This window comes from Tessaracoccus pujii (assembly GCF_055326215.1).
Genome location: NZ_JBUZNP010000010.1, coordinates 1 through 21,357 on the forward strand (window position 1 = coordinate 1; position 21,357 = coordinate 21,357).

At 70.1% G+C, this 21,357-nt stretch carries 14 protein-coding genes; all 14 read left to right on the forward strand.

Annotation, left to right across the window (positions count from 1 at the left end; genetic code table 11):
• Positions 1-760, forward strand: a 760-nt coding sequence (locus ACZK5N_RS12445) for a transposase (protein WP_463625076.1), incomplete at its 5' end; no start/stop codon positions are given.
• Positions 761-1,197: 437 nt separating this feature from the next.
• Complete coding sequence (locus ACZK5N_RS12450; RefSeq protein WP_459019670.1) at positions 1,198-2,382, forward strand: alpha-amylase family protein; 1,185 nt, start codon at positions 1,198-1,200, stop codon at positions 2,380-2,382.
• A 140-nt stretch (positions 2,383-2,522) separates the two neighbouring features.
• The gene (gene gltB / locus ACZK5N_RS12455) at positions 2,523-7,052 is read left to right on the forward strand and encodes a glutamate synthase large subunit (protein WP_459019671.1); all 4,530 of its coding nucleotides are present in this window, start codon (positions 2,523-2,525) and stop codon (positions 7,050-7,052) included.
• On the forward strand, positions 7,045-8,511 hold the full coding sequence (gene gltD / locus ACZK5N_RS12460) for a glutamate synthase subunit beta (RefSeq protein WP_459019672.1): 1,467 nt from the start codon (positions 7,045-7,047) through the stop codon (positions 8,509-8,511). Before gltB ends, gltD begins: the two co-directional genes overlap by 8 nt.
• Before the next feature lie 16 nt (positions 8,512-8,527).
• On the forward strand, positions 8,528-8,824 hold the full coding sequence (locus ACZK5N_RS12465) for a putative quinol monooxygenase (RefSeq protein WP_459019673.1): 297 nt from the start codon (positions 8,528-8,530) through the stop codon (positions 8,822-8,824).
• A gap of 25 nt (positions 8,825-8,849) precedes the next feature.
• The gene (locus ACZK5N_RS12470; RefSeq protein ID WP_459020384.1) at positions 8,850-10,427 is read left to right on the forward strand and encodes an aspartate:alanine exchanger family transporter; all 1,578 of its coding nucleotides are present in this window, start codon (positions 8,850-8,852) and stop codon (positions 10,425-10,427) included.
• Between the two features lie 85 nt (positions 10,428-10,512).
• Complete coding sequence (gene dnaE, locus ACZK5N_RS12475) at positions 10,513-14,046, forward strand: DNA polymerase III subunit alpha (protein WP_463625077.1); 3,534 nt, start codon at positions 10,513-10,515, stop codon at positions 14,044-14,046.
• Positions 14,046-14,615, forward strand: coding sequence for a hypothetical protein (locus ACZK5N_RS12480; protein ID WP_459019675.1), 570 nt, complete (start codon positions 14,046-14,048; stop codon positions 14,613-14,615). Before dnaE ends, ACZK5N_RS12480 begins: the two co-directional genes overlap by 1 nt.
• An 11-nt stretch (positions 14,616-14,626) precedes the next feature.
• Positions 14,627-15,928 carry a histidinol dehydrogenase gene (gene hisD / locus ACZK5N_RS12485; protein ID WP_463625078.1) on the forward strand — a complete coding sequence of 434 codons (1,302 nt, stop codon included), beginning with the start codon at positions 14,627-14,629 and terminating at the stop codon, positions 15,926-15,928.
• Entirely contained in the window at positions 15,925-17,016 is a 1,092-nt protein-coding gene (locus ACZK5N_RS12490) for a histidinol-phosphate transaminase (RefSeq protein WP_463625079.1), read from the forward strand. The genes hisD and ACZK5N_RS12490 overlap by 4 nt, the downstream gene beginning before the upstream one ends.
• Positions 17,013-17,621 (forward strand): imidazoleglycerol-phosphate dehydratase HisB, encoded by a 609-nt coding sequence (hisB, locus tag ACZK5N_RS12495; protein WP_459019678.1) that lies wholly within the window; start codon positions 17,013-17,015, stop codon positions 17,619-17,621. Before ACZK5N_RS12490 ends, hisB begins: the two co-directional genes overlap by 4 nt.
• Before the next feature lie 8 nt (positions 17,622-17,629).
• Positions 17,630-18,229 (forward strand): imidazole glycerol phosphate synthase subunit HisH, encoded by a 600-nt coding sequence (hisH, locus tag ACZK5N_RS12500; protein ID WP_459019679.1) that lies wholly within the window; start codon positions 17,630-17,632, stop codon positions 18,227-18,229.
• 37 nt (positions 18,230-18,266) lie between these two features.
• A complete protein-coding gene (gene priA, locus ACZK5N_RS12505) occupies positions 18,267-19,004 on the forward strand; it encodes a bifunctional 1-(5-phosphoribosyl)-5-((5-phosphoribosylamino)methylideneamino)imidazole-4-carboxamide isomerase/phosphoribosylanthranilate isomerase PriA (RefSeq protein WP_459019680.1) in 738 nt (245 codons plus the stop codon).
• Positions 18,997-21,345, forward strand: a complete 2,349-nt coding sequence (locus ACZK5N_RS12510; RefSeq protein ID WP_463625080.1) for an HAD-IB family hydrolase — start codon at positions 18,997-18,999, stop codon at positions 21,343-21,345. The genes priA and ACZK5N_RS12510 overlap by 8 nt, the downstream gene beginning before the upstream one ends.
• The last annotated feature ends 12 nt before the right edge of the window (positions 21,346-21,357 follow it).

Genomic DNA, 21,357 nt, shown 5'->3' on the forward strand with positions numbered 1-21,357 from the left:
CCGACGCATCGGTGAGGAACACACCGTGAAGGTGTGCCACCTGCACCAACTGTTGCTGGAACTGATCCCGGGCGGGGCGAAGAAGGACCTCTCCGCCGCCCAGGCCCGCCGACTCCTGAACGCCGTGCAACCATCCGACCTTGTCAGCGTCACCCGCAAGAGGGTCGCGATGGAACTGGTCGAAGACCTCGAGCGGATCTACCAGCGGAAGAAGGACGCGAACAAGGAACTGGTGGCCCTGGTCAAGGCCACCGGCACCGGGCTGCTCGACCTGCACGGCATCGGCCCCTCCGGCGCGGCCCGGCTCCTGGTCGAGGTCGGTGACATCACCCGGTTCCCCGACAAGGCCCATTTCGCGTCCTGGACCGGGACCGCGCCGATCGAGGCCTCCTCCGGTGACCACGTCCGGCACCGGCTCTCCCGCGGCGGGAACCGCCAAATCAACCGGGTCCTGCACCTCATGGCCACCGTCCAGCTCCGCAACCCCACCGAAGGCCGCGCCTACTACGACCGCAAGAAAGCCGACGGGAAGACCTCCATGGAAGCGATGCGCTGCCTGAAACGACGGCTCTCCGACATCGTCTACCACAGCATGCTCACCGACTACCTCACGCTGCAGGCGACGGGCCCGGGAGGACACCGGGGAACGACACTGACATCCAGCGCGGCCGACTCACATCCCCACACCGGCTCTTCGGATCAGTCACTTCCCGGACCCGTCACCCACCAGCCTAAGACACCCCAACCCGCCACCGCCTGACCACCGACAACAAGACCGGCCGGCATGCTCACACCGCCGCCGGTTCCTCCACGGCTGCCCACCTGCCGGAGCGCAGGCGCGGTCAAGATGGAGCCCCCCACCGGAGGAACGATCTTGACCGCGCCGAGCACCGGCACACCATCAACAGCGGAGGAACCGAAAGAGCTCCATCCGGACCTTGACACAGAAGGGAGCCTCCTGCGGAGGCTGCATGAGCCGGACACGGCTCTCGGTCAAGGGCCACGAGCCGCACACGGCATTCAACACGAGGCTGAGCCGATGTCAGCGCTGCCATCCCCATGAGAGCCAGATCAGGCTCATCGAGTGTCGGCGAGAGCCGTGTCCGGCTCAACCCCACACCAGGCCCGGGCCGACGCCGAGCGCGACACCGGCATGGGTCGGAGTAGCCTGGCGGCACGACCGACGAGGAGACACCGATGGGCCTGATGGAACACGCGATCTGGTGGCAGGTCTACCCCCTCGGGGCGACGGGCGCTCCCATCCGTGGGGAGCACGGTGAGCCGGCCCACCGGCTCACGCGGCTGGAGGCGTGGCTGGACTACCTCGTCGAGCTCGGCTGCAACGGGCTCCTGCTCGGACCGGTCTTCGAGTCCGTCTCCCACGGCTACGACACCCTGGACCACTTCCGCATCGACCCCCGGCTCGGCGACGACGCGGACTTCGACCGGCTCATCGCCGAGGGCCGCGCCCGGGGCATCCACCTCATGCTCGACGGCGTGTTCAACCACGTGGCCCGCGAGCACCGCCTCGTCACCGAGCGGCCCGAGCTGATCCGCCACCGAGACGGCCACCCCCAGGGCTGGGAGGGACACGAGTCCCTCGTTGAGCTCGACCACGACAACCCCGCCGTCCTGGATCTGGTGTCCGACGCGATGCTGCACTGGCTGCGCCGAGGCATCGCCGGGTGGCGCCTCGATGTGGCCTACGCCGTGCCCACCCGCTTCTGGCGCGACGTCGCGGCCCGCGTCCGCGCCGAGTTCCCCGACGCTGTGCTCCTGGGTGAGGTCATTCACGGTGACTACGCGGGCTTCATCCGCGAGTCCACGCTGTCCTCGGTGACCCAGTACGAGCTCTGGAAGGCGGTCTGGAGCTCCTTCAAGGACGCCAACCTCTGGGAACTGGCCCACGCCCTCGAGCGTCACGCGGGGTTCTGCGGCGAGTTCCTGCCGCAGATCTTCGTGGGTAACCACGACGTCACCCGGATCGCCACGATCCTCGGCGCCCCGCGGGCCGCGCTCGCCGCGACCGTGCTGATGACATTGCCCGGCATGCCCAGCATCTACTACGGGGACGAGCAGGGCTTCACCGGCACCAAGACCGAGGCGTGGCACGGCGACGACGAGGTTCGCCCGCCGCTGCCGGCCTCGCCGGCGGAGTTGTCGCCGCTGGGGGAGAGCATGCACCGCACCTACCAGTCGGCCATCGCGTTCCGTCGCCGCCACCCCTGGCTGGCGGGCTCGTCGGTAGAGGTGCTCCAGCGCGACAACACCGCCCTCACCTATCGCTGCCACGGGGGCGCCGAGGAGGCCGAATTCCGTCTGGACCTCGCGGCGGCGTCGCTCACGGTCAGGCAGGGCGACGCGGTGACCGTCCTCGCGTGATGTTTCGAGCAGGTAACAATCTATTTACGCTCGTTCGCGGGGCCTGATATCGGTTTGCCCGCGGAATGCCGCCCGCATACTGTTTCCACGCTACGGCCCGGCCGCAGCGTGTCCTGGAAGTGACCGAGGAGGACCAGCAGATGGCTCAGAGCGTGTTCCCGCACCGCGAGAAGGTGGGTCTGTACGACCCCTCCTACGAGCACGACGCCTGCGGTGTGGCCTTCGTCGCCCATCTCGACGGCGTGCCCCGGCACCAGATCGTCTCGCAGGGTCTTGAGGCGCTGCGCAACCTGGACCACCGTGGTGCCACCGGCGCGGACGAGGCCGCCGGTGACGGCGCTGGCATCCTGATCCAGGTTCCGGACCGCTTCCTCAGGGGTGTCGTCGACGCGCTGCTCCCGGACGCCGGGGAGTACGCCGTCGGCATGGCCTTCCTCCCCGTCGACGACCAGGCCCGGGCCGAGGCCAAGGCGGCCATCGAGGCCCTCGCCGACGAGGTCGAGCTGGACGTCATCGCGTGGCGCGAGGTGCCCGTCGAGACCGCCACGCTCTCGCCGATCTCCATCGGGGCCATGCCGCACTTCGAACACCTCGTCGTGGCCGGCCGCGAGGGCCAGGAAGGCATCGAGCTGGACCGCGCCACCTACGTGCTGCGCCGCCGCGTCCAGCACGAGGTGGGCGTGTATTTCGCGTCGCTCTCCTCGCGCACGCTGGTCTACAAGGGCATGCTCACCACCGCCCAGCTGGAGGAGGTGTTCCCGGAGCTGCACGACGAGCGGATCGAATCGGCGCTGGCCCTGGTCCACTCACGATTCTCCACCAACACGTTCCCCGCGTGGGAGCTGGCGCACCCCTACCGGATGATCGCCCACAACGGCGAGATCAACACCGTGCGCGGCAACCGCAACTGGATGCGGGCCCGCGAGGCACTGCTCACGTCGGACAAGTTCCCCGGCAACCTGGAGAAGCTCTTCCCGATCTGCACCCCCGACGGCTCGGACTCGGCGTCGTTCGACGAGGTGCTGGAGTTGCTGCACCTCGGCGGCCGCTCGCTGCCCCACGCGGTGCTCATGATGATCCCGGAGGCCTGGGAGGGCCACGCGGAGATGGATCCCGAGCGTCGCGCGTTCTACGAGTACCACTCGATGATCATGGAGCCCTGGGACGGCCCCGCCTGCATGACCTTCACCGACGGCACCATCATCGGCGGCTGCCTGGACCGCAACGGCCTGCGCCCCGGGCGCTTCTGGGAGACCGCCGACGGCCTGGTGGTGTTCGCCTCCGAGGCCGGTGTCCTTCCCATCGAGGCCGGTGACGTGGTGCGCAAGGGACGGCTCCAGCCGGGCCGCATGCTGCTGCTGGACCTGGAGAAGCACACCATCGAATCCGACGAGGCGGTCAAGGGCGCGCTTGCCGCTGAGCACCCCTACGGCCAGTGGGTGTCCGAGAACAAGATCGAGCTCGACCAGCTCCCCAGCCGCGCGCACATCGTCCACTCGCACGCCTCCGTGATCCGCAGGCAGCAGGTGTTCGGCTACACCGAGGAGGAGCTGCGGCTCATCATCGCGCCGATGGCCAACGCCGGAGCCGAGCCGATCGGCTCGATGGGCACCGACTCCCCGATCGCGGTCCTCAGCAGCAGGCCCCGGCTGATCTTCGACTACTTCAAGCAGCTGTTCGCGCAGGTGACCAATCCGCCGCTCGACGCCATCCGCGAGGAGCTCGTCACGTCGCTGACCACCAAGATCGGCCCCGAGCGCAACCTCCTCGAGCCCACGCCCGAGGCTGCGCGCCAGATCACCATGAACCGGCCCATCCTGGACTCGGAGCAGCTGGCCAAGATCGTGCGCCTCAACCAGGACGGTGAGCTGCCCGGCTACGGCACCCACGTGGTCCGCGGCCTCTACAAGGTGGCCGGCGGGGGCCGCGCCCTGGAGAAGAAGATCGACGAGATCTGCCAGGAGGTCTCCGCGGCGATCCGCGGCGGCGCCCGCGCGATCGTGCTGTCGGACCGGCACTCCACCGCCCAGCTGGCGCCCATCCCGTCGTTGCTCCTGACCGCGGCCGTGCACCACCACCTGGTGAGGGAGAAGACCCGCACGCAGGTGGGCCTCGTCGTGGAGGCCGGCGACGTCCGCGAGGTGCACCACATGGCGCTGCTCATCGGCTTCGGCGCCGCCGCCATCAACCCGTACCTGGTGTTCGAGACCGCCGAGGACCTGGCACGGCGCGAGATGTACGTCGACGTGTCGCCGGAGAAGGCCATCGCCAACGTCGCCAAGGCGCTGTCGAAGGGCGTGCTCAAGGTGATGAGCAAGATGGGCGTGTCCACCATCGCCTCCTACACCGGCGCGCAGATCTTCGAATGCGTCGGCCTCAGCCAGGACGTCGTGGACCGCTACTTCACCGGCACCACCAGCCGCCTGGGCGGCCTCGGGCTGGGCGAGCTGGCCGACGAGATCAAGGCGCGCCACACCACGGCCTACCCCAGCGACGGCATCCCCCTGGCGCACCGAAACCTGCTGGTGGGCGGCGAGTACCAGTGGCGCCGCGAGGGCGAGCCGCACCTCTTCGACCCGGAGACGGTCTTCCGCCTCCAGCACGCCACCTCCACCGGCGACTACGCGATGTTCAAGCGCTACACCTCGCTGGTCGACGACAACTCGTCGCGCATCATGACGCTGCGCTCCCTCATGGGCTTCAAGCCGGCGCAGCCGATCAGCATCGACGAGGTGGAATCGGTCGAGAGCATCGTCCAGCGGTTCTCCACGGGCGCGATGAGCTACGGCTCCATCTCCATGGAGGCGCATCAGACGCTCGCCGTGGCGATGAACCGCATCGGCGCCAAGTCCAACACCGGCGAGGGAGGCGAGGACCCGGAGCGGCTGCACGACCCGTCGCGCCGTTCCGCCATCAAGCAGGTGGCCTCCGGCCGCTTCGGCGTCACGTCGGAATACCTCACCTACGCCGATGACATCCAGATCAAGATGGCGCAGGGCGCCAAGCCGGGCGAGGGCGGGCAGCTGCCCGGCCCCAAGGTGTATCCGTGGGTGGCGAAGACGCGCCACTCGACGCCCGGCGTGGGCCTCATCTCCCCGCCGCCCCACCACGACATCTACTCCATCGAGGACCTCAAGCAGCTGATCCACGACCTGAAGTGCGCCAACCCGTCGGCGCGGGTGCACGTCAAGCTGGTCTCCGAGATCGGCGTCGGGACGGTCGCGGCGGGCGTCAGCAAGGCCAAGGCCGACGTGGTGCTGATCTCGGGCCACGACGGTGGCACGGGCGCGGCGCCGCTCACCTCGGTCAAGCACGCCGGCGCCCCGTGGGAACTGGGCCTGGCCGAGACGCAGCAGACGCTGCTGCTCAACGGCCTCAGGGACCGGATCGTCGTGCAGTGCGACGGACAGCTCAAGACGGGGCGCGACGTCATCGTCGCCGCCCTCCTGGGCGCCGAGGAGTTCGGCTTCGCCACGGCCCCGCTGGTGGTCTCCGGCTGCATCATGATGCGCGTGTGCCACAAGGACACCTGTCCGGTGGGCGTCGCGACGCAGAATCCCGAGCTGCGCGGCAAGTTCCACGGCGACCCGGACCACGTGGTCAACTTCTTCATGTTCATGGCCCAGGAGGTCCGCGAGCTGCTGGCCCAGCTGGGCCTGCGCTCCATCGAGGAGGCGGTCGGCCGCGTGGACCTGCTCGACGTGGGCAAGGCGGTGGGCCACTGGAAGACCCACGGGCTCAATCTTGGCCCCGTCCTGGCGGAGATCGACGTGCCCGAAGGCACCCCCCGGCACTGCACCACCACGCAGGACCACGGCCTCGACGCCAAGCTGGACGTGGAGCTGATCCGCCTCGCGGAGCCCGCGCTGAGCCGCGGCGAGCAGGTGCGCCACTCGCTCACCGTGCGCAACGTGGACCGCACCGTCGGCACGATGCTCGGGCATGAGGTCACCAAGGCCACGGACGGGCGCGGACTGGACGCCGGCACCATCGAGTTCACGCTCACCGGCACCGGTGGGCAGAGCTTCGGCGCCTTCCTTCCCCGCGGCATCACCCTGCGCCTCATCGGCGACTCGAACGACTACTTCGGCAAGGGGCTCTCGGGCGGCCGGCTCGTCGTCACCCCGCCGTCGGAGTCGAGCTTCGACCCGGCCGAGCAGATCGTGGCCGGCAACGTCATCGGCTACGGCGCCACCTCGGGGGCCATGTTCCTCCGAGGACTCGTGGGCGAGCGGTTCTGCGTGCGCAACTCCGGGGCCACCGCCGTCGTCGAGGGCGTGGGAGACCACGGCTGCGAGTACATGACCGGCGGCGAGGTCCTCGTCCTCGGCCCCACCGGGCGCAACTTCGCCGCGGGCATGTCCGGCGGCGTGGCGTGGGTGCTGGACCTCCACCCGCTGCGTCTCAACACCGAACTGGCGGACCCCGTCGACCCCACGGACGCCGACATCGCCCGCATCCGGGCCCTCCTGGGCGAGCACCGGGCCGAAACCGGATCGCTGGTGGCCGACGAACTCCTGCAGCTCGGCGACGAGGACCTGCGGCTGCGGTTCACCAAGGTCCAGCCCCGCGATTTCGCCCGCATCATGGCCGTCCAGGCCCAGTCCGTCGCCGACGGGCTCACCGTCGAGGAAACCACCACACTGATGATGGAGGCCGCTCATGGCTGATCCCAAAGGATTCATGACCACTCCCCGCCAGGTGGCGGATCGCCGCCCGGTGGAGGAGCGCGTGCACGACTGGAAGGAGGTCTACCCGGGCAGCCCAGGCCGGGCCCTCCTGCCGATCATCTCGGCCCAGGCCGGGCGCTGCATGGACTGCGGCATCCCGTTCTGCCACAACGGCTGCCCGCTGGGCAACCTCATCCCTGAATGGAACGACCTCGTCTGGCGCGACGAGTGGCAGGCCGCGCTGGACCGGCTGCACGCCACCAACAACTTCCCGGAGTTCACCGGACGCCTGTGCCCGGCGCCGTGCGAGACCGCCTGTGTGGTGGCCATCAACATGGACCCGGTGACCATCAAGAACGTCGAGGTGGCCATCATCGACAAGGCGTGGGAGGACTCCCGCGTCGTGCCGCAACAGCCCGAGTGGCACACCGCCAAGACGGTGGCCGTGGTCGGCTCCGGCCCCGCGGGCCTCGCGGCGGCCCAGCAGCTCACACGGGCCGGACACACCGTCGTGGTCTACGAGCGGGCCGACGCCATCGGCGGCCTGCTGCGCTACGGCATCCCCGAGTTCAAGATGGAGAAGGCCGTCCTCAACCGCCGGCTCAAGCAGATGGTGCTGGAGGGCACCCAGTTCAAGACCGGCGTCGAGATCGGCGTCGACCTCACCGGCCGCGAGCTTCTGGAACGCTACGAGGCGGTGGTGCTGGCCATCGGTTCGACGGTGCCGCGCGACCTCCCCGTCCCGGGGCGCGAGCTGGCCGGGATCCATCAGGCCATGGAGTTCCTTCCCCAGGCCAACCGGCGCGCGCTGGGCGAGGACGTGCCGGACCAGATCACCGCCGAGGGCAGGGACGTGGTCATCATCGGCGGCGGCGACACCGGCGCCGACTGCCTCGGCACCTCCATCCGGCAGGGCGCGCGCTCCATCACGCAGCTGGAGATCATGCCCACACCCCCCGAGACCCGTCCGCACGGACAGCCGTGGCCCACCTACCCGATGACGTTCAAGATCACCTCCGCCCACGAGGAGGGCGGCGACCGGGTCTACGCCGTGTCCACCAACCGCTTCGTCGGCGACGACGCGGGCCGGGTGGCGGGGCTGGACATCGTCGAGGTGCGCTTCGAGGCGGGCCGGTTCGTGCCCCTCGAGGGCACCGAGCGCCACGTGCCGGCCCAGCTGGTCCTGCTGGCGATGGGCTTCAGCGGACCGGAGCAGACCGGTCTGGTCGAGGAGCTCGGTCTGGCCCTCGACCCGCGCGGCAACATCGTGCGCGACGAGCTGTACCGCACCAACGTGGACAACGTGTTCGTGTGCGGCGACGCCGGGCGTGGGCAGTCGTTGATCGTGTGGGCCATCGCGGAGGGACGGTCCTGCGCGCAGGGCGTCGACGCGCAGCTCAGTGGCACCTCGAAGCTGCCGCGGCCCATCGGCCCGGAGGCCCGCCAGCTGCTGGTCTGATGGCTAGAGTCTGCTCATGAAGACACTCTTCGCCGAGTTCACCGCGTTGCCCGGGCACGAGGACCGCGTGGCCGAGCTGATGGCCGGCCTCACGGACAAGGTGCGCGCCGAACCTGGCAACGTGCAGTTCCTCCCGTTCACCAGGGAGGAGCACCCGCGTCGCTGGTTCGTGTTCGAGCAGTACCGCGACGACGCCGCGTTCCAGGCCCACATCACGGCGGAGTACGGCGCGCAGTTCAACGCGGAGCTCGTCCACCACATCGCCGAGGACGCCTCCCAGCTCACCTGGCTGAACCAACCCGCCCACAGCTGAACCCTGCCCGCGGCAGAGTAGCCTGCTGACTGTGCTGGACCTGCTCGCCTCGTCGCCCCTGCTGACCATCATGCTGGTGGTGGCGGTGGGCGCCGCCGTCGGGATCATCCCGTTCGGTCCGCTGAAGCTGGGCGCCGCCGGTGCGCTGTTCGTGGGGCTGGCGCTGGGTGCCCTTGACCCGGCCCTCGGCGACGGCCTCGCACTGGTCTCCACGCTGGGGTTGGCGCTCTTCGTCTACGCCGTCGGCATCGCGGCCGGGGAGACGTTCTTCGCGGATCTCAGACGCCAGCTGCCCCTCATGGTCATGGGTGTCGCGGTGCTCGGCGCCGTCACCGCGCTGGCGGTGCTCATCGGCTCCTGGCTGGGCCTGGGCACCGGCATGATCGCCGGCCTGCTGGCCGGCGCGCTGACGTCCACCCCGGCGCTGGCGGCCGCGACCTCGGCCACCGGGAGCCCCGACGCGGCCGTCGGCTACGCCCTCGGCTATCCGGTCGGCGTCGTCCTGGCCATCCTCGTGGTGGCTCTGGTGGTGGGCCGCCGTTGGCCCGCGACGAACGACCCCACGCCGGCCTCGGCCGACGGCATCGTGGCCGAGTCCGTGCACGTCAAGCGGGCCACCGCGCAGCGCGGGGTGCCCGGCTGGGCCGACGAGACCATCAAGATGAGCTACCTCGTGCGCGACGCGCGCACCCGCGTGCTCGCCCCCGGCGAGGACCTGCAGGCCGGGGACCAGGTGCTCGTCGTGGGTTCACCGGCCGCCGTGGAGGAAGCCATCGGATACCTCGGCCACCGGTTGAGCCGTGAACTGACGGATGACCGGGGCGCCGTCGACTTCACGCGCCTGGTGGTGTCCTCGCCGGCGGTGGCGGGCAGGAGCGTGGCGCAGCTCAACCTTCCCAGCCGCTTCGGCGCGGTGCTCACCCGGGTGCGACGCGGCGACACCGACCTGCTGGCCCGCGACGACCTCGTCCTGCAACTCGGCGACAGGGTGCTGGCGGTGGCCCCTCAGGAGGAGCTCGACGACCTGTCGGCGTTCCTCGGCGACTCGGAGCGACGCGTCGCGGAGGTGGACGCGTTGGCGCTGGGCCTGGGGCTGGTGGCCGGTCTGCTGGTCGGCGCCGTCAGCGTGCCGTTGCCCGGAGACGCCGCGTTCTCGCTCGGCTCCGCGGCCGGGCCGCTGCTCGTGGGCATGGTACTCGGCGCCACCCACCGCACCGGTCCGCTGATCTGGGCCATGCCGTTGACGGTCAATCTCACCATCCGGCAGCTTGGCCTGCTGCTCTTCCTCGCCAGCGTCGGGCTGGCCTCCGGCCCCCTGTTCGCCGAGCAGGCGCTCACCGCCACGGGCCTGCGCGCCGGGCTGCTGGCGGCCATCATCGTGGCCGTCTCGGCGGTGCTGTTCCTCGCCGGGTCCCGGCTGCTGGGACTCAGCGCACCCCGGGCCGCCGGGGGGTTCGCGGGTTACGTCGGGCAGCCGGCGATCCTGTCGTTCGCGAGTTCGCGGGTCAGCGACGGGCGGATCGACGCCGGATACGCCGCCCTGTTCGCGCTGGGTATCGTCGCCAAGATCGTCGCCGTGCAGGTCCTGGGGGTTGTGGCGTGAGCCACCGGCCGCGCCGCGCCGCGACCATCGTCGACGGCGGGTATGGTGGGGACCCGTCGCACGGTGACGGAGGGAGGAGACGACGATGACCGACACCTTCGTCCACCTCCACAACCACAGCGAGTTCTCCATGCTCGACGGCGCCGCCCGCGTCAAGGACATGTTCAAGCAGGCCGAGAACCTCGGCATGACGGCGCTGGCCATCACGGACCACGGCAACCTGTTCGGCGCCTACGAGTTCTACAAGGCGTCGAAGAACTTCAACGTCAAGCCCATCATCGGCCTGGAGGCCTACCTCACGCCCCGCACGCACCGCTCCGAGCGCAAGCGGGTGCAGTTCGGGGACGGGACCGGCGACGACGTGGCCTCCAAGGGGGCCTACACGCACATGACGATGTGGGCCTCCAATCAGGAGGGGATGCACAACCTCTTCCGGTTGAGCACCCGCAGCTCACTGGAGGGGTTCTTCTACAAGCCGCGGGCGGACCGGGAACTGCTCAACCAGTACGGCAAGGGCCTCATCGCCACCACCGGCTGCCCCTCCGGCGAGGTGCAGACGTTCCTGCGGCTGGGCCAGTACGACAACGCGCTGGCCTCCGCCGCCGAGTTCCGCGACATCTTCGGGGCAGGCAACTTCTACGTGGAGCTGATGGACCACGGCCTGGACATCGAGACGCGGGTGCGCACGGACCTCCTCCGCATCGCGAAGAGCCTCGGGCTGCCGCTGGTGGCCACGAACGACTCGCACTACGTCCACGCCGAGGACGCGGACGCGCACGACACCCTGCTGTGCGTGTCCGCCGGCTCCCGCAAGGCGCAGACGGACCGGTTCAAGTTCGACGGCAACGGCTACTACATGAAGTCCCCGGCGGAGATGCGGCTGCTGTTCAAGGAGTTGCCGGAGGCCTGCGACAACACGCTGGCCATCGCCGAGCGCGTCGAGACGGTCTTCGACGAGGGCACCGGCACCTACATGCCGCGCTTCGACTGCCCGGACGGCGAGACGGAGGACAGCTGGTTCGTCAAGGAGGTGGAGCGGGGCCTCGCGATCCGGTACCCCGGCGGGGTGCCCGACGAGGTGTGGGACAGGGCCCGGTTCGAGACCGGCATCATCACGCAGATGGGCTTCAGCGGCTACTTCCTGGTGGTGGCCGACTTCATCAACTGGGCCAAGGAGAACGGCGTGCGGGTCGGGCCGGGCCGCGGCTCGGGTGCCGGCTCGATGTGCGCCTACGCGCTGCGCATCACGGACCTGGACCCCATCGAACACGGCCTGCTGTTCGAGCGGTTCCTCAACCCCGAGCGCGTCTCCATGCCGGACTTCGACATCGACTTCGACGACCGTCGTCGCGGCGAGGTGATCGCCTACGTCACCGAGAAGTACGGCTCGGACAAGGTGGCGCAGATCATCACCTACGGCTCCATCAAGGCCAAGGCCGCCGTCAAGGACGCCGCCCGGGTGCTGGACATGCCGTTCTCCATCGGTGAGCAGATCACCAAAGCCATGCCGGCCGACGTCATGGGCAAGGGTGTCCCGCTCACCGAGCTGTTCAACGAGCAGCACAACCGCTACAACGAGGCCAACGAGTTCCGCGAGCTCTACCAGACCTCGCCGGACGTGCGGACCGTCGTGGACACCGCCATGGGCCTGGAGGGGCTCAAGCGTCAGTGGGGGGTGCACGCCGCGGGCGTGATCATGTCCGCCTCGCCGCTGATCGACATCATCCCGCTGATGAAGCGCGAGGCAGACGGCGCCATCATCACCCAGTTCGACTACCCGGGGTGCGAGTCCCTCGGCCTGATCAAGATGGACTTCCTGGGCCTGCGCAACCTCACGGTCCTCGACGACGCCGTGCGCAACGTGCAGCTCAACAAGGGGATCGAGGTGGACCTGGACACGCTCAGCCTGGACGATCCCCGGACCTTCGCGCTGCTCCAGGCCGGCGACACGCTCGGGGTCTTCCAGCTCGACGGTGGCCCCATGCGGGCGCTCCTGCGCCAGATGCAGCCGGACTGCTTCGCCGACATCTCGGCCGTCGGCGCCCTGTACCGTCCCGGCCCCATGGGCGCGGACTCGCACAACAAGTACGCGCGCCGCAAGACCGGCCGCGAGCCGGTGGAGCCGGTCCATCCCGAGCTGGCGGAGGCACTGGAGCCCATCCTGGGGGAGACCTACGGTCTCATCGTCTACCAGGAGCAGGTGATGGCCATCGCCCAGCAGCTGGCGGGCTACTCGCTGGGCAGCGCGGACCTGCTGCGCCGCGCCATGGGCAAGAAGAAGAAGTCAGAACTGGACGCCCAGTACGAGATCTTCTCGGGCGGCATGCAGGAGCGCGGCTTCTCCATGAACGCCGTGCGGACCCTGTGGGACGTTCTCCTGCCGTTCTCGGACTACGCGTTCAACAAGGCGCATTCGGCGGCCTACGGTCTGGTCTCGTACTGGACGGCGTGGCTGAAGGCCAACCACCCCGTCGAGTACATGGCCGCGCTCCTGCAGTCCGTGCGCGACGACAAGGACAAGTCCGGGCTGTACCTGGCGGAGTGCCGCCGGATGGGCATCCAGGTGCTGCCGCCGGACGTGAACTCGTCGGAGACGCAGTTCACGCCGGTGGGCGACCACATCCGCTTCGGCCTGGGCGCGGTCCGCAACGTCGGCGACAAGGTGGTCACGGCGTGGATCACCGAGCGCCAGCGCACCGGGCCCGCCACGGACTTCCACGACTTCCTGGACAAGTCCCCGCTGCTCATGTGCAACAAGCGCGTGATCGAGTCGCTCATCAAGGCGGGCGCCTTCGACGAGATGGGCCACACGCGGCGCGCGCTCATGGGGATCTTCGAGACGGCCGTGGACTCGATCATCGACGTCAAGCGCAACGCGGAGAACGGGCAGGACGGCTTCGACTTCGGCCTGGCGCCTGTGGACGACCCGGGTGGCGCCACGACGCGCGAGCAGGTGCCGCTGATCGACGAATGGGACCGGCGCACGAAGCTGGCGTTCGAGCGCGAGATGCTGGGCCTCTACGTCTCCGACCATCCGCTCAACGGTCTCGAGCACGTGCTGCAGGCCAACAGTGAGCGCCCCATCGCGTCCGCCGCGGCCGGCGAGGGCTACCGCGGGCAGACCAGGCTCTGCGGCCTCATCACCTCCGTCAACCGCCGCGTCAACAAGGCCGGCAACATCTGGGCCCAGGTGGTCCTCGAGGACCTCACGAGCTCCATCGAGGTGACGGTGTTCCCGCGGGTCTACGACCAGGTGGCCGCGCACCTCGCGCCGGACACCATCGTCTCCGTGGAGGGCACCGTCGAGTCCGGCGAGGACCGCGGCAGGATGCGCGCCCAGCACATCGTGGCGCCCCACATGAGCGCCGAGGGTAACGCGGGCCCGCTCGCCCTCACGCTCCCCGCCGTGCGCTGCACGCCCGGCGTGGTCAACCGGATCAAGGAGATCCTGGCCCAGTACCCCGGCTCCGCCGAAGTGCACCTGCAGCTGCGCACGGGTGACCAGGTCAAGACCTTCCGGCTCGGGGACGGGTTCCGGGTGGAGCTCACCTCGGCGCTCTTCGCAGACCTCAAGGCGGTCCTCGGACCCAGCTGCGTCGGCGTCGGGAAGGAACTGTGATGTCGGACGAGGTGCTGGTCTTCTCGCGCAAGGGTCAACTGGCGGAGCTCTGGAACACGCCTGCCTGGAGGGTGGGGCTGTACCTGGCCGGCGCCGTCGTCCTCGGCGTCCTGGCGGGGCTGCTCTGGTCAGGGCTCACCCCGCTGCCCGCCTACACGGTCAACGACGACATGACGGCCTCCATCAACGAGCGCGCGCACACCAGCATCGTCGCGGCCGACGTGACCTTCGCCGTCGTCACCGGCGTGGTGGGGCTGGTGATAGGCGCCGTCGGCTGGGTGATCCTGCACCGTCTCGGATGGGTGGTCATCGCCGTGCCGCTCATCGCCTCGTTGGGCTGTGCGCTCACCGCGTGGCAGGTGGGACTGTTCGTGGGCGAGTCCGGGTTCATCGAGCGGCTCGCCGCGGCCCGCGCGGGGGACGTGGTGCGTGTGGACCTGGCGCTGCGCTCCATGGCCGCTCTGGTGGTGGCGCCGTTCGCCTCCACGACCCCGATCATGCTGATGGCGGCCTTCTGGCCGGAGCCGCGCGTGGACCGTCCGGCGGAGGAGGCCACCGCCTCGGACTAGACTTGGGCCCCGTGCTGCGAGTTCTGGATCTGACGGGCGTCGACGACGCCTACCGTGCCCACCTTCCAAGGGGGGAATTCGACGTGGAGGCGGCCGTCGCCATCGTCGCCCCCATCGTCGAGGACGTGGCCCACCGGGGGGAGGAGGCGCTGCGCGAGTACTGCCAGCGCTTCGACGGCGTGACCCCGGACACCCTCCGGGTGCCCGCCGCCGCCCTGGCCACGGCGGCCGAGGAGCTGGACCCCGCGCTGGCCGACGCGTTCGCCGAGGCCATCAGGCGGCGCCGCCTCGTGGCCGAGCAGCTGGAGCGCGACACCAACCCCGCCCCCGCGATCCTCGCCGACGGCGCGCGCGTGGGGTTGCGCAACATCCCCGTGGAGCGCGTGGGGCTGTACGTGCCGGGCGGCCTAGCGCCGCTCGCCTCCAGCGTCATCATGAACGTGGTGCCCGCGCAGGTGGCCGGCGTACCCTCCATCGCCGTGGCCTCACCGCCGCAGAAGGAGTTCGGCGGGCTGCCGCACCCCAACATCCTCGCCCTGTGCCACATCCTGGGTGTCGAGGAGGTCTACGCCGTCGGCGGCGCCCAGGCCATCGCCATGTTCGCCCACGGCGTGCCGGGGCTGTGCGAGCCGGTGTCCCTCATCACCGGACCGGGCAACATCTACGTCGTCGCGGCGAAGCGGCTCGTGAGAGGGCTCGTCGGCATCGACTCCGAGGCCGGCCCCACCGAGATCGCGATCATCGCCGACGACACCGCCACCGCGTCGTTCGTGGCCGCGGACCTCATCTCACAGGCCGAACACGACCCCTTGGCCGCCTCCGTGCTGATCACCGCGTCTCCTGATCTCGCGGCGCGCGTGCAGGCGGAGCTCGCCGTGCAGGTGCCCGCCACCCGGCACGTGGAGCGGATCCGCACGGCGCTGAGCGGCCCCCAGTCCGCCGTCGTCCTGGTGCGCGACGTGGACCAGGCCGTCGCCGTGGCCGACGCCTACGCCGCGGAGCACCTCGAGATCCAGACCGCGGACGCCGAAGCCGTGGCCAACCGGATCCGCAACGCGGGGGCCATCTTCGTCGGCGACTACGCGCCCGTGTCGCTGGGGGACTACTCGGCCGGGTCCACGCACGTGCTGCCCACGGCCGGCTGCGCCTGCCACTCCTCGGGGCTCACCGTGCGCTCGTTCATCAAGACCGTGCACGTGATCGGCTACACCGAGGAGGCGCTCATGGCCATCGCCGACGGCGTGGAGCGTTTCGCGCTCGCGGAGGACCTGCCGGGACACGCCAATGCCATCACAGTCCGGAGGGCGCGGTGATCACGCTCGCAGACCTGCCGCTGCGCGCCGACCTCGTGGGCCAGGAGCCCTACGGTGCCCCGCAGCTCGACGTGCCCGTTGTGCTCAACGTCAACGAGAATCCGTACCCGCCGTCGCCCCTCATCCGGCACGAGATGGCCGCCGCCCTGGTGGCCGCCGCCGGCACGCTCAACCGCTACCCGGACCGGGAGGCCACGGCGCTGCGGGAGGACCTGGCTGCCTACCTCGGCCACGGGCTGACGGCGGAGCGGATCTGGGCGGCCAACGGTTCCAACGAGATCATGGCTCACCTGCTCACCGCGTTCGGGGGCCCGGGCCGCAGGGTGCTGGCGTTCACGCCGACGTACTCGATGTATCCGGAGTACGCGCGCAACACCTGCACGGACTACGTCACGGTCGCCAGGAACGCGGACTACACCCTGGACGCGCAGCTGGTGCTCGAGGCCATCCGGGAGCACGAACCCACGGTGGTCCTGATCGCCACCCCCAACAACCCCACCGGCACCGTCGTGCCGCTGGAGGTCATCGACGAGATCTGCGCGGGCACGGACGCCATCGTCGTCGTCGACGAGGCCTATCAGGAGTTCGCCGCCACGCCGTCGGCGCTGGAGATCCTTGACCGGCATCCTCGGCTCGTGGTGTCGCGCACCATGTCCAAGGCGTTCGCGCTGGCCGGGGGTCGCGTGGGCTACCTGGCGGCCGCCCCGGCCATCGTCGACGCCTGCCGGATCGTCCGGCTGCCCTACCACCTGAGCACCCAGACCCAGGCCGTGGCCCGGGTGGCGCTGGCGCACGCCGGGGAGTTGCTCGCTCAGGTCCGCCAGCTGGCCGCCGAGGCGCGCGGGTTCGAGGACTGGGCGCGCGGGGGCGGCTACGCCGTGATCGACTCCCAGGCCAACTTCTCCCTCATCGGACGCTTCTCCGACCGGCACCGCGTCTGGCAGGACCTGCTCGATCGAGGCATCCTGGTCCGGGAGACCGGACCCGCCGGCTTCCTCCGTGTCTCCGCGGGCACCCCGACGGAGATGGCCATCCTCCGCGACGCACTGGTCGACCTCAACCCCACCATCGAAGGGACCACCCCGTGACCCGCACCGCCACCGTCGAACGCGCCACCAGCGAATCGAGCATCACGGTCACCGTGGACCTGGACGGCACCGGCCGCTCCACCATCAGCACCGGGGTGGGCTTCTACGACCACATGCTGACCGCGCTGGCCAAGCACTCCCTCATCGACCTCACGGTCCAGGCCACCGGCGACCTCCACATCGATGGCCACCACACCATCGAGGACACCGCCATCTGCCTCGGCCAGGCGCTGCGGCAGGCGCTGGGCGACAAGGCCGGCATCCGGCGCTTCGGCCACGCGGTGGTGCCGCTCGACGAGGCGGTCGCGGACTGCGTCGTCGACGTCGCGGGCCGCCCGTACGTGGTGTGCAAGGGCGAGCCGGAGGGGCAGGTCTATGCGCGCATCGGCGGCTCGGGCGTCGCCTACGCCGGTTCCATGACGTACCACGTGGTGGAGGCCCTGGCCCTCAACGCCGGACTGTGCGTTCACCTGACGCTGCTGGCCGGCCGCGACCCGCACCACATCGTCGAGGCCCAGTTCAAGGCCCTGGCCCGCGCGTTGCGCGACGCGGTAGAGATCGACCCGCGCGTCCAGGGCGTGCCCAGCACGAAGGGGGCGCTCTGACCCGCCGGGTGGGGTTGCTCGACTACGGCTCGGGCAACCTGCACTCCGCCGCGCGCGCCCTGGTGAACGCCGGTGCGGAGCTGGTCGTGTCGGCAGACCTGCACGCGTTGCGCCGGCAGGACGCGCTCGTCGTGCCGGGCGTGGGGGCCTACGCCGCCTGCATGGCGGGGCTCCGAGCTGCGGGTGGCGTCGAGCTGATCGCGGACTGGGTCGCGGCGGAGCGCCCGCTCCTCGGGATCTGCGTGGGGCACCAGGTGCTGTTCGACGGCGGAACCGAGCACGGCGTCGACACGCCCGGGCTCGGCCTGTTCGCCGGTCGCGTCGAGCAACTGCAGGCCCGCCGGCTGCCACACATGGGATGGAACACCGTGGCGCCCCCCGAGGGCACCCGGCTCTTCGCCGGGTTGGCCCGGGAGCGGTTCTACTTCGTGCACAGCTACGCGGCCACGCATGCGCCTGAGGACGCGCTCGTCACCACGGCCCGCCACGAGGCCGCGACCTTCGTGGCCGCGGTTGAGCGTGGCGCCGTGAGCTCCACCCAGTTCCACCCCGAGAAGTCCGGAGCCGCCGGGGCCCGGCTCATCGGCAACTGGCTCGGTTCCTGGTAGCCGGCGCACGCGTCGGTTTCGGATAGGGTTGGGCGTTGTGGAGAAGTTGCAGCTGTTGCCCGCCGTCGATGTGCAGGACGGCCAGGCCGTCCAACTGGTGCAGGGGATCGCGGGGTCGCAGAAGGAGTTCGGTGACCCGCTCGATGCCGCGCTGCGCTGGCAGGACGGTGGAGCCGAGTGGCTCCACCTCGTGGACCTCGACGCCGCCTTCGGGCGAGGCAGCAACGCCGAGCTCCTGCGCTCCATCGTCGGGCGCCTCGACCTGAACGTGGAGCTCTCCGGCGGCATCCGCGACGACGCCTCCCTCGAGCGGGCGCTGTCCACCGGCGCGCGCCGCGTCAACATCGGCACCGCCGCGCTGGAGAATCCGCAGTGGTGCGAGCGGATCATCGCCGAGCACGGGGACCGGATCGCCATCGGCCTCGATGTGCGGGGGGAGAACCTGGCGGCGCGAGGCTGGACCACCGAGGGTGGGCCGTGGCCGGAAACGCTGGACAGGCTGGTCGCGGCGGGCTGCGAGCGGTTCGTCGTCACGGACGTCAACGCCGACGGGATGCTCACCGGCCCCAACACGGACCTGCTCCTGGCGGTGGCGAAGCGCAGCGGCCAGAAGGTGATCGCCTCCGGCGGCATCGCCACCCTGGAGAACCTCCGGGACCTCCGGCTCCTGGTGCCGCAGGGAGTGGAGGGCGCCATCATCGGCACCGCCCTCTACCTGGGCCGGTTCACCATCGAGGAGGCGCTCAGCGTCGCCGGGGGAGACGAGCATGCCTAGGCCACCGGCGAGCACCTTCGGCGAGGTCAACCCCAAGCTGGTGCACGTCCCGCCGTTGCTCAACGGCCGGATCGCGGACCTGCTCAAGGCGAAGAAGATCGTGATGACCGGCGTCACCGGGTTCATCGGTGAGCAACTGCTGTGGAAGGTGCTCACCGAGTGCCCGGACACCACCACCGCCGTCCTCGTGCGCCGCAAGGGTTCCGTCACGGCGCAGCAGCGCGTCGCCTCGCTGCTGGCCAAGAAGATCTTCAAGCCCATCGTGGATGCCTCCGGCGGCATCGAGGCGCTGATGGCCTCCCGCGTCCAGGTCATCGAGGGCGACCTGCCCAACGTGCCGGACCTCCCGCGTGACCTGGACGTGCTGCTGCACTGCGCCGGGGACGTCTCCTTCGACCCGCCCATCGACCAGGCGTTCATGACCAACGTCATCGGCACCAAGGCGCTGCTGACGAAGCTGCGCCAGGCGTGCTCCGACGACGCGGGCACGCTGGTGAAGGTGCCGCACTACGTGCACGTCTCCACGGCCTACACGGCCGGCAGGCGGCGAGGCGCCATCCCGGAGGCGGCGCACGTCCACGACGTGGACTACGAGGCCGAGACCGTGGCTGCGCTGGCCATGAAGGAACACATCGAGGCCCGCTCCCGGGAGGCCGGCCAGTTGACGGCCCTCCGGAAGGAGGCAGAGGCGCTGCACGCCAAGGCCGGCTACCTCACCACCTCGCGGGATACCGAGCGTCGGCGTGAGGAGTGGGTCAAGCGGGAGCTGGTCCAGGCGGGCACGGAGCGCGCGCGCTCGCTGGGTTGGACGGACGTCTACACGTTCGCCAAGGCGTTGGGCGAGCGGGTGGTGGCAGATCTCGGCCAGGGCTTCCGCGTCTCCATCTACCGTCCCGCCATCGTCGAATCGTCGCTGCGCCACCCCTACCCGGGCTGGATCGAGGGTTTCAAGATGGCCGAGCCGCTGATCCTGGCCTACGGCCGGGGCCAACTGCCCGAGTTCCCCGCCTCGCCGGACGCGGTCATCGACATCATCCCGTGCGACTTCATCGTCAACGGCATCATCGCCGTGTGCGCCACCACCCCCGAGATCGGGCGTCCGGAGTACTACCACGGCTCGTCGGGGGCCAGGAACCCGCTCACGTTCCGCGGGGTGTATGAGCACGTCCGCAGCTACTTCTCGGAGCATCCCTACACCTCCGGCCAGGGCTCCACCCCGCTGGCCACGTGGACCTTCCCCGGGGCCGAGCCCATCGAGAAGTTCATGTGGGTGGCCCAGAAGGGCGTGGCGCTGGGCAACGCGGCGCTCAGTTTCGCGCCCCGCGGCAAGACCACCCGGGCCTGGGCCACCCAGCTCGACAAGTCCGGCAAGCAGCTGGACTTCCTGAGCAAGTACCTCACGCTGTACGGCGAGTACCTCCAGTCCGAGCTGCACTTCGTCGACGACGCCGCCCTGGCGCTGCACCACTCCCTGCACCCGGAGGACAAGGAGTCGTTCGGTTTCGACTCCGCCTCCTACACGTGGAGGCACTACCTGGAGGAGGTGCACATCCCGGCCATCACCAACCCGGTGCGCCGCCTCGAGGCGGCACGCAAGCGTCGCCAGGCGCGCTCTGCCACCTTCCGCGACCTCAAACCGGCCGAGCCCGGCACGGTGCTGGCGGCGTTCGACCTCGACGGCACGGTCATGGCCACCAACGTGGTCGAGACCTATCTGTGGGCGCGGCTGCCGGAGCTGTCCCCGATGCGCCGGGCGATCGAGGTCGCGCGGGTCGCTGCGCAGCTGCCGATGTACCTGGGCGCCGAGCGCCGGGACCGTGGCGTGTTCCTGCGCTCCATCTACCGCCGCTACGCGGGGGCGGACCTGGCCGCGTTGGAGAGTTACGTCGACGAGCGTCTCGCACCCCAGATCCTGGACCGGATGTCGCCTGATGCCATCCGGCGGATCAGGGAGCACCGTGACGCAGGCCACACCACCATCCTCATGACCGGAGTGATCCGGCCCCTCACCCGGCCGTTCGAGGGATTGTTCGACACGATCCTCGCGGCGGAGCTGGCCACCGACGAGTCGGGGCGCTGCACCGGCTTCCTCAGCGGTCCGCCGATGGTGGGGGAGTCGCGCTCAGCATGGCTGACCCACTACGCGGCGCTGCACGACCTCGACCTCAGCCAGTCCTACGGCTATGCCGACAGCCATGTCGATCTCCCCATGCTCACCACCGTCGGAAACCCGGTGGCCGTCAGCCCGGACATCGGCCTGATGCGGGCAGCCAAGACGAAGGGCTGGTCCATCGTCGAATGGCCCGCCATGTCGCCGCTGCCGCGCTGGAGGATGTCGTGAACGGAAAGGAAC